At 66.4% G+C, this 13,658-nt stretch carries 11 protein-coding genes; 1 reads left to right on the top strand and 10 read right to left on the bottom strand.

What is annotated here, in order from left to right:
• Positions 1-46: 46 nt before the first annotated feature.
• The 10 genes from A3A5_RS0136580 to A3A5_RS0136535 all read right to left on the bottom strand — a co-directional run bounded on the left by A3A5_RS0136580 (position 47) and on the right by A3A5_RS0136535 (position 11,484).
• Entirely contained in the window at positions 47-949 is a 903-nt protein-coding gene (locus tag A3A5_RS0136580) for an SDR family oxidoreductase (RefSeq protein WP_018315388.1), read from the bottom strand.
• Positions 950-1,009: 60 nt separating this feature from the next.
• Positions 1,010-1,945 carry a glutathione S-transferase family protein gene (locus A3A5_RS0136575; RefSeq protein WP_026201491.1) on the bottom strand — a complete coding sequence of 312 codons (936 nt, stop codon included), beginning with the start codon at positions 1,943-1,945 and terminating at the stop codon, positions 1,010-1,012.
• Positions 1,946-1,983: 38 nt separating this feature from the next.
• Positions 1,984-2,832 carry a class II aldolase/adducin family protein gene (locus tag A3A5_RS0136570; protein WP_018315386.1) on the bottom strand — a complete coding sequence of 283 codons (849 nt, stop codon included), beginning with the start codon at positions 2,830-2,832 and terminating at the stop codon, positions 1,984-1,986.
• Between the two features lie 77 nt (positions 2,833-2,909).
• Positions 2,910-3,920 (bottom strand): NADP-dependent oxidoreductase, encoded by a 1,011-nt coding sequence (locus A3A5_RS0136565; RefSeq protein WP_018315385.1) that lies wholly within the window; start codon positions 3,918-3,920, stop codon positions 2,910-2,912.
• 93 nt (positions 3,921-4,013) lie between these two features.
• Positions 4,014-4,451 carry a PaaI family thioesterase gene (locus A3A5_RS0136560; protein WP_018315384.1) on the bottom strand — a complete coding sequence of 146 codons (438 nt, stop codon included), beginning with the start codon at positions 4,449-4,451 and terminating at the stop codon, positions 4,014-4,016.
• A gap of 112 nt (positions 4,452-4,563) precedes the next feature.
• Positions 4,564-5,346: an SDR family oxidoreductase gene (locus A3A5_RS0136555; protein ID WP_018315383.1), complete on the bottom strand. Its 783-nt coding sequence runs from the start codon at positions 5,344-5,346 to the stop codon at positions 4,564-4,566.
• Between the two features lie 46 nt (positions 5,347-5,392).
• A complete protein-coding gene (locus A3A5_RS0136550) occupies positions 5,393-7,255 on the bottom strand; it encodes an acyl-CoA dehydrogenase (RefSeq protein WP_018315382.1) in 1,863 nt (620 codons plus the stop codon).
• Between the two features lie 244 nt (positions 7,256-7,499).
• Entirely contained in the window at positions 7,500-8,678 is a 1,179-nt protein-coding gene (locus A3A5_RS0136545; protein ID WP_018315381.1) for an acetyl-CoA C-acyltransferase, read from the bottom strand.
• 47 nt (positions 8,679-8,725) lie between these two features.
• Positions 8,726-9,370, bottom strand: a complete 645-nt coding sequence (gene pncA / locus A3A5_RS0136540) for a bifunctional nicotinamidase/pyrazinamidase (protein WP_018315380.1) — start codon at positions 9,368-9,370, stop codon at positions 8,726-8,728.
• Between the two features lie 32 nt (positions 9,371-9,402).
• Positions 9,403-11,484 (bottom strand): 3-hydroxyacyl-CoA dehydrogenase NAD-binding domain-containing protein, encoded by a 2,082-nt coding sequence (locus tag A3A5_RS0136535; RefSeq protein ID WP_018315379.1) that lies wholly within the window; start codon positions 11,482-11,484, stop codon positions 9,403-9,405.
• Between the two features lie 491 nt (positions 11,485-11,975).
• On the opposite strand from A3A5_RS0136535, the gene A3A5_RS0136530 reads away from it, so the two are divergent.
• Positions 11,976-13,505 carry an amino acid permease gene (locus tag A3A5_RS0136530; RefSeq protein WP_232431574.1) on the top strand — a complete coding sequence of 510 codons (1,530 nt, stop codon included), beginning with the start codon at positions 11,976-11,978 and terminating at the stop codon, positions 13,503-13,505.
• Positions 13,506-13,658: the final 153 nt, after the last annotated feature.

The following is a 13,658-nucleotide window of genomic DNA, read 5'->3' as shown; positions in this document are numbered from 1 at the left end:
TCCTCCTCGTTGTGGCGTTGTGCTGGCCGGGGTTGGCGAACGTCAGTCAGCCGCGCAACGCGGCAACAAGGCCCGCGCGGACCTCGGGCTTGTCGGCAAACGGATCGCCGGGATTGCGCTGCCCGACGATATCCTCAAAGCGCTGGCGCACGGGGGCGAGCGCCTGGGGGTGGGAATAAATATAGAAGCTTTCGTCGCGGATGGCATCGAAGGTCAGCTGCGCGACCTCGGCGGCGGTCACCTTGCCGGAGCCGACGGCCTTGTCCGACAAGGCCTGCGACACCAGCTGCGAGCGCGTCGGCGGCGCCTGGTTGGCCAGGTCGGCGGGCCGGTTGCGCTGCGACTGGCTGATGCCGGTCGGCACGAAGTACGGGCACAGCACCGAGCAGCGCACCTGCTCCGTCACCAGCCCCAGGTCCTGGTACAGCGTTTCCGTCAACGCCACCACCGCATGCTTGGACACGTTGTATACGCCCATTGCCGGCGGGTTCAGCAAGCCCGCCATCGACGCCGTGTTGACGATATGGCCCTGGTAGGCCGGATCCTTCTCCGCCGCGGCCAGCATCAGCGGCGTGAAGATGCGCACGCCGTGCACTACGCCATACAGGTTGACGCCCAGCACCCACTCCCAGTCCTTCTCGGAGTTCTCCCAGATCAGGCCGCCCGCGCCCACGCCGGCGTTATTGAACAGCAGGTTGACCTGGCCGAAAGCGTCGATGGCAGCATCGGCCAGCGCCTGCACCTGGTCGGCCCGCGAGACGTCGGTGCGCAACCCGATCGCCGGCACATTGCGTGCCTTGAATTCCGCTACGGTCGCGTCCAGCGCGTCTGCCTGCACATCCGCCAGCACCAGCTTCATGCCGAGGCCGGCCGCAATGTGGGCAAACTCCTTGCCGAAACCCGAGGCGCCGCCGGTAATGACAGCCACCTTGTTGGAGAAATCCTTCATATCGTCTGTCCTGTCACGTGATTCGTTTGGGAAACGGCGGGCCGTGTGCCGTGCGCGCGCTCAGGCGGCGCGCTGCACCTGGTAGCCCTGCCGCGGGAAATGCACATTGAGCGCACCGGCGCGCGGGTCCTGGCGGCGCAGCGTGACGCGGCGCGCGGTCAGCGACAGCAGCACGCCGGCCACCGGGTCGCGCGCATAGTCGGTGGGCGTGACGGTGACGGGGTCGCCGGCCTGCAGGCCGGCGTCCGCGACCACACCCTCATCCAGCACAAGCGGATCGGCACTGTGCGCGGCGCTGATCGCGTCCTCGCCGTCGATCACGCGCGGCCGGCCATGGCCAAAGGTGTTCATGCGCGCATACCAGGCCTGCAAGCGCGGATAAGCCTCCAGCAACTGCGCCAGCGCACCGGCGCGGCGGATAAACCAAAGGTTGTGGTACAGCGAGAAGTCGGCAACCGACAGCGCCGGCCCGGCCACATGCTCGATCCCGGCCGCGAACTGCGTTTCCAGTTGCCCGAAGGTTTCATGCAGCAGCGCGGTGGCTTCGGGCAACGGCATGCGCAGTGCATGGGTGTCGCCGCGCATGGCCTTGCGGTCGGCGGTAAAGGCCTGGACCTGCGCCGGCGACAGGTGGCCCAGCATGCTGGCAACGCCGGCTGGCTGGAACACATAGGTCACCGACGCCGTAAACAGCGCCGCATCGAACCAGGCTGCCGCGACCCGCGCCGCCGCGGCCTGGGCCGGCGGATACAGCGCCGGCGTGGGCACCAGCGCGTCCAGCACCTCGCAGATCAGCGCGGTATCGCAGTAGATATCGGCACCGACCTGCATCACCGGCGTGCGGCGGTAGCCGCCCGTCAGCGCAAGCAGGTCGGGCTTGGGCAGGATGGCGGGGATTTCCACCGCCTGCCACGCCAGTCCCTTGGCGCCCAGCAGCAGGCGCACCTTCTCGGAGAATGGCGAAGTTGCGTACTGGTGAAGAATGATCTCGGCCATGCGATCCACCTCCATATTGCGGCTAGTTCCGCGCGGATTCAGTCCAGCAGGTCCGGCTGTTCCTTGACGATGCGGGCATACAGCGGCTGGAACTGGAACCAGCCCGCCTGCGCGGTGCCGACGATCGAATAGGCCTGGCGCGCGGCCGCATCGGAGATCAGCTTGAGCGGCGCCTGGGTGCGCGCCGCGGCGGCTTCGGCCAGCAACTGGACCTGGCAGGAGCGCTCCATGGTGATGAACCACCAGGCGGCTTCGTCCACGGTCTTGCCGACCGTCAGCAGGCCATGGTTCTGCAGGATGGCGGCCTTGTTCGGGCCCAGCGCATTGGCGATGCGCTGGCCCTCGTCGAGCTCCACCACCACGCCGCCGAAATCGTCATAGACCGCATGGTCCTGATAGAACGCGCACACGTCCTGCGTCAGCGGATCGAGCGGGCGGCCCAGCGTGGACCACGCACGGCCATGGGTGCTGTGCGAGTGCGCGGCCGCGACCGCGTCGGGGCGGGTCTGGTGCACGCGCGAATGGATGGCGAAGGCCGCGGCATTGACCAGGTAGTCGCCCTCCACCACGTCGCCGTGGTGGTCGCAGCGGATCAGGTTGGAAACCTTGACCTGGCTGAAATGCACACCGAAGGGATTGACCCAGAAGGTATCGGGAAACTCCGGGTCGCGCGCGGTGATATGGCCGGCCACGCCTTCGTCGAAACCGAATCTGGAAAACAGCCGGAAGGCCGCGGCCAGGCGCTGCTTGCGGTGCAGGCGCTCTTCGGCGGCGGTGGCGAACTGCGGCGGCTGCGGCAGGTTGCGGTAGCGCGCCTTGACCTCTTCAGGCAGGCCGGCGCCGATCTCGTCGGCACTCTGGTTTTGCGGGGCTTGCGGGGCATTCATCGGTGTCTCCATTTTGTTGGTGAAATCCGTTGCCCGCGGCGCGCCCGGCAGGCGCGCCGCGGCCCTGCATGCGCCGCTCAGACCAGCTTGACCAGCTGCTTGCCGAAGTTCTTGCCCTTGAGCAGGCCGATAAAGGCTTCCGGCGCGCTGGCCAGGCCTTCGGCAATGCTCTCGCGGAACTTGAGCTTGCCTTGTGCGACGGCGGTGCCCAGTTCCTTCAGCGCCTGCGGCCAGACTTCCATATGCTCAGAGACGATAAAGCCCTCAATGGTCAGGCGCGACACCAGGATCAGCTGCGGGTTCTTCAGCGGCAGCGGCTGGCCGTCATAGCCCGCGATCATGCCGCACATGGCGATGCGGCCGAAGGCGTTCATGCGCGTCAGCACCGCGTCCAGGATATCGCCGCCGACGTTCTCGAAATAGCCGTCGATGCCGTCCGGGGTGGCTTCCTTGAGCATGCGGTAAAGGTCCTTGGGATCCTTGGCCGCCTTGTAGTCGATGCAGGCATCGAAGCCCAGCTCATTGACCACGTAGTCGCACTTGTCCTTGCCGCCGGCAAAGCCGACCGCGCGGCAGCCGGCCAGCCTGGCCAGCTGCCCGACCACGCTGCCCACCGCGCCGGAGGCCGCGCTGACCGCAATGGTCTTGCCCGGCTTGGGCAGGATGATCTTGTTCAGGCCATACCAGGCGGTCACGCCCGGCATGCCGACCGAGCCCAGGTAGGCCGACAGCGGGATATGCGTGGTGTCGACCGGCTGCAGGCCGGTGCCGTCGCTGACGCCCATCTCCTGCCAGCCGAACATGCCGACCACCTTGTCGCCCGGCTTGAACTTGCTGTTCTTGCTTTCCACCACTTCGCCCACGGTGCCGCCGATCATGACCTCATCGAGCGGCTGCGGCGCGGCATAGGACTTGCTCTCGTTCATGCGGCCGCGCATGTACGGATCCAGCGACAGGTAGTGGTTGCGCACCAGCACCTGGCCGTCTGCGATCTGCGGCACGGGCACTTCTTCCAGGCGGAAATTGGCCGGCGTCACCGCGCCTTCGGGACGCGAGGCCAGGACGATGCGCTTGAACGTTTTGGACATGATCGATGCCTTTCAGTAAGAATATGGAACAGCTTGAAGACTGCGTCGGGAGGGACAGCCGCACTGCCCCGTCTGCTGCGTCGGTGCCGGCGCTCAGCCGTCGGCACCGGTATCGGTTTCACCCGGGCGCTGCGGCGGCATGCGCCGGATGTACTTGAAGGTGCCCGAGCCGCGCGCCACGGTCTTGCCGTCGGCATCGACGATCTCGCCTTCGCAGAACACCATGGTGGTGGTGCGGTGCACGGTGGTGCCGCGCGCGCTCAGCGCGCCGCGCCCCGGTGCCATGAAGCTGGTCTTCATCTCGATGGTGACCACGCCCCGGCCGTCTGCGTCGCTGCTGCGGCCGGCCACCGCCATGGCCACGTCGAGCAGCGTCATGATCACGCCGCCGTGGGCCATGTCCCAGCTGTTCTGATGGCGCTTCTCGATCGGCAGCGCAATCTCGCTGCGCCCGCCTTCGGCGAAGTTGCAGGTCACGCCGAGATCGGCAAGGAAGGGGATGTGAGTCAGGGGGCCTTTGAACTGGTTCATGGCAAATGCAAGTCCGGAAATGGGGTGCCAGCGAGGACTGGCCTCGCGCAGGCCCCAAGTTTGAGGGCAATCCGGCATTCCGCCAAGCGGCGCCGGATTGCCCTTGCCTGACTCAGACCGCGCTGACGCCGCCGTCCACCGCGAGGATCTGGCCGGTGATGTGCTTGCCGGCATCGCTGGCGAACAGCAGCGCGGCGCCCTTCAGGTCTTCGTCGTCGCCCAGGCGGTGCAGCGGCACGCCGGCGCACATGGCCTCGACGCCCATGCGCTCGAGCGAGCCCTTGGTCATCTTCGACGGGAAGAAGCCCGGCGCCAGCGCGTTGACGGTGATGTTGTGCTCGCCCCACTCGCCCGCCAGCGTGCGCGTGAAGTTGACCACCGCACCTTTGGAAGTGTTGTAGGCAATGGTCTCCATGCTGCCCGGCGGGTTGCCGGCCAGGCCCGCGATCGACGCCACGTTGATGATGCGGCCTTGGCGGCGCGGGATCATCGACAGCTTGCCGATGCGCTGGCACAGCAGGAACAGGCCGCGGATGTTCAGGTTCATCACCTTGTCCCAGGCCTCGACCGGATGGTCCTCGGCCGGGGCGCCCCAGGTGGCGCCGGCGTTGTTGACCAGGATGTCGACGTGGCCCAGCTTCGCGATGGCCTCGTCGGCCAGGCGGGCGATCTCCGACTCCTGCGAGCCGTCGGCGGCGATCCAGTCGGCCTCGATGCCAAGCGATTTCAGGTGCGCCTGCGCCGCCTGCAGCTCATCGGCCTTGCGCGCCGACAGCACCACGCGCGCGCCCTGCTCGCCCAGCGCCTCGGCAATCTGCAGGCCAAGCCCGCGCGAGCCGCCGGTGATCAGCGCGGTCTTGCCCTTCAGGTCAAACAGTTGCTGGATGGTACGCATATTGTCTTCCTTCGTTCTGTAGTGTTCGGGGATGGGCGAGCGCTGCTCAGAACCACGCGTCCTGCATGTCGAGCGTGGTGCGGTCGAGCGACTCAAGCAGCGCCAGCTGCGGGCCGGCCTTGGGCAGCTCCCAGCGGAAGAAGTACGCCGCCGCGGCCAGCTTGCCGCGGTAGAAGTCCTCGTCTTCCTTGCCGTTCGCACGCGGCAGCGCGGCTTGTGCCAGCAGCGCCTGCTCCAGCCAGATCCACGCCACCACCACGTGCCCGAAAGCCTCCAGGTAGACCGAGGCATTGGCCAGCGTCACGTTGGGGTCGCCCGCGCTCCACAGCGCCTGCGTGACCTCGGCCAGGCGTTTGGCGGCGGCGCCGAGGGCGCCTGCCTGCTGCGACAGCTCGGCATCGCCGGCGGCGAGCGCGCGGCCGATGGTGTCCTGCATGCGCTCGCCCAGCAGCTTGAAGGCCGCGCCATCCTTCATCACCACCTTGCGGCCCAGCAGGTCCAGGCCCTGGATGCCGTGCGTGCCTTCGTGGATCGGGTTGAGGCGGTTGTCGCGGTAGAACTGCTCGACGTTGTACTCGCGCGTGTAGCCGTAGCCGCCATGCACCTGGATCGCCAGGTTGTTGGCCTCCAGGCACCATTGCGACGGCCAGCTCTTGGCGATCGGCGTCAGGATGTCGAGCAGCAGCGCCAGGCGCGCATGCGCGGCCTCGTCGCCGGCGGCCGCCGCGGCCTCTTCCTCGTCGACCAGGCGCGCGCAATACAGGTTCAGCGCCAGGCCGCCTTCGACATAGCTCTTCTGCGCCAGCAGCATGCGGCGGATGTCGGCGTGCTCGACCAGCTTTACCTGCGGGCTGGCCGCATCCTTGCCGCCGGGGCCGACCGGGCGGCCTTGCGGGCGGTTGCGCGCGTAGTCCAGCGCATGCAGGTAGCCGGTATAGCCCAGCATCACCGCGCCCAGGCCCACGCCGATGCGCGCCTCGTTCATCATGTGGAACATGCAGGCCAGGCCCTTGTGCGGCTCGCCCACCAGGTAGCCGACCGCACCGGCCTTTCCGCCCGGCTGGTACTTCATGCCTTCGCCGAAGTTCAGCAGGCAGTTGGTGGTGCCGCGGTAGCCCATCTTGTGGTTCAGGCCGGCCAGCACCACGTCGTTGTGCTCGCCCAGCGAGCCGTCCTTGTTGACCAGGTACTTGGGCACGATGAAGAGCGAGATGCCCTTCACGCCCGGGATCAGCTTGCCGTCCGGGCCCGGGATCTTGGCCAGCACCAGGTGGACGATATTGTCCGACAGCTCGTGTTCGCCGGCGGAGATCCACATCTTGTTGCCGCGCAGCCGGTACTGCGCGCCCAGCGGCGACTCGCCCTCGTACTCGGCGCGCGTGGTGATGTCCGACAGCGACGATCCCGCCTGCGGCTCGGACAGGCACATGGTGCCGAAGAAGCGCCCTTCCATCTCCGGCTTGACGAAGGTCTCGACCTGCGCCGGCGTGCCGTGCGCGAGCAGCAAGTTGGCGTTGCCGATGGTCAGGAACGGGTATGAGCTGGTGCCGACGTTGGCACCCTTGAAGTAGGCAAAGCCGGCCTTCTCGACCACCACCGGCAGCTGCATGCCGCCCAGCTCATAGTCCTGGCCGGCGGCCATCAGCCCGGCCTCGCAGAAGGCCTTCAGCGCGGTGCTGACCTCGGGGATGATGCTGACGGTCTCGCCGTCGAAATGCGGTTCCTGCTGGTCGTTCTTCTTGTTGTGCGGCGCGAACAGGTCGGTGGCGATCTTTTCGCAGGTGTCCAGCGCGGCGTCGAAGGTCTCGCGCGAGTGGTCGGCATAGCGCGGGATGCGCGTGAGCTCGTCGACCTTTAGCCATTCGTACAGCACGAAGTTCAGGTCGCGGCGGGAAAGGATCATCGACATGGTGTCTCCATGCGGCGCACTGCGTGGCGTGCCGCGAGTTCTTTTGTCTTTTGGTGCGAGCCGCCGGGGTTTTGAATCACCGTGTGGGTGCTCCCTCTCCCGCATGCGGGAGAGGGTTGGGGTGAGGGCCGGACGGTACTACGAAGTACAGGCCGGTGGTATGCCAGCGCCTGCCCTCACCCCCTGCCCCTCTCCCCAAACGGGAGAGGGGCGCAAACCGGCAGTCTGTCCGGGTTGTCAGCCGTTACAGGACTTCGAACAGGCCGGCCGCACCCTGGCCACCGCCGATGCACATGGTCACGACCACGTACTTGACGCCGCGGCGCTTGCCTTCGATCAGCGCATGGCCGACCAGGCGCGCGCCCGAGACACCGTAGGGGTGGCCCACGGCGATGGCGCCGCCGTTGACGTTGAGGCGGTCCATCGGGATGCCCAGCGTATCGGCGCAGTACAGCACCTGCACCGCGAAAGCTTCGTTCAGCTCCCACAGGCCGATGTCGTCGACCTTCAGGCCAGCCTTCTTCAGCAGCTTGGGCACGGCAAAGACCGGGCCGATGCCCATCTCGTCCGGCTCGCAGCCAGCCACGGCGAAGCCGCGGAACACGCCCAGCGGCTGCAGGCCGCGGGCCTCGGCCACGCGTGCGTTCATGACCACGGCCGCCGAAGCGCCGTCCGAGAACTGCGAGGCATTGCCGGCGGTGATCACGCCACCCGGCACGGCGCTGCGGATCTTGGCCACGCCTTCCAGCGTGGTATCGGCGCGGATGCCTTCGTCGGCAGAGATGGTGACTTCCTTGGTCACCAGCTGGCCGGTCGACTTGTCGGCCACGCCCGCCAGCACCGTCATCGGCACGATCTCGTCCTTGAACTTGCCGGCTTCCAGCCCGGCGGCGGCGCGTTGCTGGCTGCGCACGCCGTACTCGTCCTGGCGCTCCTTCGAGATGTTGTAGCGCTTGGCCACGTTCTCAGCGGTCTGCAGCATGTTCCAGTAGATTTCCGGCTTGTTCTTCAGCAGCCAGCTTTCCTGGACCATATGGCGGTTCATCTCCTGCTGCACGCACGAGATGCTTTCCACGCCGCCGGCGACGAAGATGTCACCCTCATCGGCGATCACGCGCTGCGCGGCCATGGCGATGGTCTGCAGGCCAGACGAGCAGAAGCGGTTGACGGTGGCGCCGGGCACGGTCACCGGGCAGCCGGCGCGCAGTGCGATCTGGCGAGCGATGTTGGCGCCGGTGGCGCCTTCCGGGTTGGCGCAGCCCATCAGCACGTCTTCCACTTCGGCGGCCTCGATCTTGGCGCGGGCAATGGCGTGCTGGACGGCATGACCACCGAGCGTGGCGCCGTGGGTCATGTTGAAGGCGCCCTTCCAGCTCTTGGCCAGGGGGGTCCGTGCGGTGGATACGATGACTGCTTCGTTCATGTCTTGCTCCTCGGAATCTCTTGTGTCGTTCAGTTCGGTGGTTCGGTTCAGCCCTGGCCCTTCAGCAGTTCAGCGGACGTGACGCGCGCAACGCCGGCGGCGCCGAGGTCCTGCCATGCCCTGGCCAGCGACCCGTCCAGGTCGATGGCGCGGCAGGCATCCTCGATCACCGCGGCGGCAAAGCCCGCGGCGCGCGCATCGAGCGCACTCCAGGCCACGCAATAGTCCGTCGCCAGGCCCGCGCAGAACACGCGCTTCACGCCATGCTCGCGCAGGTAGCCAGCCAGTCCGGTGCGCGTGGTGCGGTCCGCCTCCAGGAAGGCGGAGTAGCTGTCCACGTCGGCGTGGTGGCCCTTGCGGATCACCAGCCGCGCGTGCGGCACGCTGAGCCCCGCATGCAGCGCGGCGCCGGGCGTGCCCTGCACGCAATGCACCGGCCACAGCACCTGCGGCCCGTACGGCAGCGTCAGCGACTGGAACGGCTGCGTGCCGGCATGGTTGGCCGCAAAGGAAACATGCGCGGCGGGATGCCAGTCCTGCGTCAGCACCACATGACCGAACGCGCGCGCCAGCCGGTTAATGACGGGCACCACTTCATCGCCGTGAGGCACGGCAAGCGCGCCGCCCGGCATGAAGTCGTTCTGCACGTCGATCACCAGCAGGCAATCGTCCGGTCCGATGACGGTGTTCATCTCAGCTCCAGGCTGAACCTTGCTTGACGGTATTAACCGTTGAAGCCCTTGCCTTCGTCCGCCAGCTTCTGCAGCAGCGGCGCGACCTGCCAGGCTTCGCCGTGGTAGCCCTTGGCGTAGCGCTTCATGGCCAGCGCCACGTTGTACAGGCCGACCTGGTCCGCGTACAGCATCGGGCCGCCGCGGAACAGCGGGAAGCCGTAGCCGGTCAGGTACACCATGTCGATATCCGAGGCCTTGGAGGCAATGCCTTCCTCCAGGATCTTGGCGCCTTCGTTGACCAGCGCGAACACCAAGCGCTCGACGATCTCTTCATCAGAGATCTTGCGGCGGGTGATGCCCAGGTCCTTCGAGTGCTGCACGATCATGTCGTTGACCTGCTGGTTCGGGTACGGCTTGCGGTCGCCCGCCTTGTAGTCGTACCAGCCCGCGCCGGTCTTCTGGCCGTAGCGGCCCATTTCGCACAGCAGGTCGGCGGTCTTGGAGTACTGGATGTCAGGCTTGTCCACGGCGCGGCGCTTGCGGATGGCCCAGCCGATGTCGTTGCCGGCCAGGTCGCCCATGCGGAACGGGCCCATGGCAAAACCGAACTTCTCGATGGCCTTGTCCACTTGCTCGGGCAGCGCGCCTTCGTCCAGCAGGTAACCGGCCTGGCGGCTGTACTGCTCGATCATGCGGTTGCCGATAAAGCCGTCGCACACACCCGACACCACCGCAGTCTTCTTGATCTTCTTGCCGAGCTGCATGACCGTGGCCAGCACGTCCTTGCCGGTCTTCTCGCCGCGAACCACTTCCAGCAGCTTCATCACGTTGGCCGGGCTGAAGAAGTGCATGCCGACCACGTCCTGCGGACGCTTGGTGAACGAGGCGATCTTGTTGACGTCCAGCGTGGAGGTGTTCGAAGCCAGGATCGCGCCTTGCTTCATCACTTCGTCCAGCTTCTTGAAGACGATTTCCTTGACGCCCATTTCTTCGAAGACGGCTTCGATAACCAGGTCGGCGTCCTTGATCTCGTCATAGGACAGCGTGGTCGACAGCAGGCCCATGCGCTGCTCCACCTTCTCCTGGGTCAGCTTGCCCTTCTTCGCGCTGTTCTCATAATTCTTGCGGATGATGCCGACGCCGCGGTCCAGCGCTTCCTGCTTGGTTTCCAGGATGGTGACCGGGATGCCCGCGTTCAGGAAGTTCATGCTGATGCCGCCACCCATGGTGCCGGCGCCGATCACGGCGACCTTCTCGATCTTGCGGGTCGCGGTGCCTTCAGGCACATCGGGAATCTTGCTGGCGGCACGCTCGCCAAAGAAGGCGTGGCGCAGCGCGCGCGATTCCGGGGTGGTCACCAGGAACAGGAAGCCCTCGCGCTCTTCCTTGAGACCTTGCTCGAACGGCTTGAGCGAGCCGGCCACCGCTTCCAGGCACTTCAGCGGTGCCGGGAAGTTCTTGGCCATCGCGGCCACGGTGTTGCGGGCAAAGCCCAGGTAGCCTTCGGGGTTCTCGTGGCGCACCTTCAGGTCGCGCACCTTGGGGTGCGGGCCGGTGGCGGCACCGACGTTCTGCGCGAACTTGACCGCCGCGGGCAGCACGTCACCGTCGACGATCTCGTCGAACAGTTTGGTGCCGGCGAACTTCTCGGACAGCACCGGGGTGCCCGACACGATCATGTTGGCCGCGGCCTCCAGGCCGATCACGCGCGGCAGGCGCTGCGTGCCGCCGGCGCCGGGCAGCAGGCCCAGCTTCACTTCCGGCAGCGCGATCTGCGCACCCTTGGACGCCACGCGGTAGTTGCAGCCAAGCGCCAGTTCCAGGCCGCCACCCATGGCGACCGAGTGCACGGCGGCCACGACCGGCTTGGACGAGCCTTCCAGCACGCGGATCACCGAGTGCAGCGTCGGCTCCTGCATGGCCTTGGGCGTATTGAATTCACGGATGTCGGCGCCGCCCGAGAAAGCCTTGCCAGCGCCGGTGATGACGATGGCCTTGACGGCGGCATCGTCCAGCGCACGGGTCATGCCTTCGACGATGCCAAGCCGGGTGCTGTGACCCAGGCCGTTGACAGGGGGATTGTCGAGCGTGATGACGGCTACGCCGTCCTGAACCTGATACTGCGCTGTCATGCTGGTTCCTTTGGTGTCAAAAGTTGTCTCGGGATTCGAATTCTCGAATGCATTTTCCACTACACGGCGCGGCCAGCGGCGGCCGGCGACTGCTGCGGGAGGTGGCCGTCATGGGCGGGTAAACCCTCCGCCCCGACCTGCCGCTTTCCCGCGCCCCGTAACGCCTTCCGGCGCTTGAGCGAAACAAGCATACACAAAATAGCACGGTCGTTCAATTTTAATTTTCGGACTTATCCGGCGACATGCGCGGCGCGAATGCCGCCCGTGATCGCGATGCATGGAGGGGCCGCTTAACCCAGCGCCAAATTGCCCTGCCATGCCGGATAGCGCACTTGCGGAGTGCGACTGAGTGCCGCCTCTAAACCAGTATCGGACTTTATTTGACCGACACGGACAAATCGCGCGAGCCGACACGGTAGACTCGCGGCTTTTCATTTTTTGCCGCCCGGGCTCCACAAGATGCCGGATCGGCGGAAGGTCCAGTGACCCTGATGTCTTCCCCCTCACACTCCCACGCTCACGAGCACCAGCACCAGCACCCGGTGGTCGAGCACGACCACCTCAAGCGCAAGCTCAAGGCCCGCCACCTGACCATGATCGCCATCGGCGGCGCGGTCGGCACCGGGCTGTTCGTGGCCTCGGGCGCCTCGATCGCGCAGGCCGGCCCCGGCGGCGCGCTGCTGATGTATATCCTGCTCGGCCTGATGGTCTATTGCCTGATGACCAGCCTGGGCGAGCTGGCGGTGCATATGCCGGTGGCCGGCTCCTTTGTCACCTACAGCGCACTCTATGTCGACGAAGGCTTTGGCTTCGCGCTGGGCTGGAACTACTGGTTCAGCCTGGCTGTGACCATCGCCGTGGAACTGACCGCGGCGCAGCTGGTGATGCAGTACTGGTTCCCCGAAATGCCCGGCGTGGTCTGGAGCGCCGCGTTCCTGCTGCTGATGTTCGGGCTCAATGCGTTCTCGGTGCGCGGCTTCGGCGAGGCCGAGTACTGGTTCGCGCTGATCAAGGTGGTGACCGTGATCGTGTTCCTGGGCGTGGGCCTGCTGATGATCTTCGGCATCATGAAAGGTGGCCCGCAGTCTGGCTGGCACAACTTCACCATTGGCGACGCGCCCTTCGTCGGCGGCATCCCGGCCATGATCGGCGTGGCGATGATCGCGGGCTTCTCCTTCCAGGGCACGGAAACCGTGGGCGTGGCCGCCGGCGAAGCGGAGAACCCGGCCACGACCCTCCCGCGCGCGATCCGGCAGACCTTCTGGCGCATCCTGCTGTTCTATGTGATCGCGATCCTGATCATCGGGGTGCTGATTCCCTATACCGATCCCAGCCTGCTGCGCAACGATGTCACCGACGTGGGCGTGAGCCCGTTTGCGCTGGTATTCCGCCACGCCGGCCTGGCCTTTGCCGCGGGGCTGATGAACGCGGTGGTGCTGACCGCGCTGCTCTCGGCCGGCACCTCCAGCATGTATGTATCGACCCGGATCCTCTACGGCCTGGCCGTCAGCGGCCGCGCGCCACGCGCCTTCGGCAAGCTGACCGTGAGCGGCGTGCCGTTCAATGCGCTGCTGGCCACCACCGCCGTGGGCGCGCTGTGCTTCTTCAGTTCGCTGTTCGGGGACAAGGCGGTCTACCTGTGGCTGCTCAACACTTCGGCCATGACCGGCTTCTTTGCCTGGCTGGGTATTGCCATCAGCCATTACCGCTTCCGTCGCGGGCTGGTGCACCAGGGCTATGACGTGAGCATGCTGGCGTACCGCTCGCCGCTCTATCCCTTCGGCCCCGTCTTTACCGTGGTGCTGTGCCTGGTGATCGTGGCCGGGCAGAACTACCAGGCGTTTGCGGATATTCCGAACCGGTGGCCGGAGATCGTGGCGACTTATATCGGCGTGCCGGCGTTCCTGGCGCTGTGGTGGGGGTACCGGGCCGTGAAGAAGTCGCGGCTGATCGACTATGAGGATATGCCGTTCGAGTTTCCGCCCGAGGTTGAAGCGCAGAAGGAACGGCGGGCGGCCTGAACGGCAGCCGCCAGGCGCCGGCCCCGGCCAACCGCTGGAAATAAAAAAACCGCGGGTCCGGCATCCAGCCGGAACCCGCAGTCCATGGCCCAGGCCAGCTCAGCCCGGCCGGCCGGCCGGCAGCAGGGCAATCCTCAGAACCTGAAGTTCGCC

Origin of the sequence: Cupriavidus sp. UYPR2.512 (assembly GCF_000379565.1) — a bacterium.
In the GTDB taxonomy this organism is placed as follows: domain Bacteria; phylum Pseudomonadota; class Gammaproteobacteria; order Burkholderiales; family Burkholderiaceae; genus Cupriavidus.
This window is presented reverse-complemented; position numbering and strand designations above follow the sequence as displayed.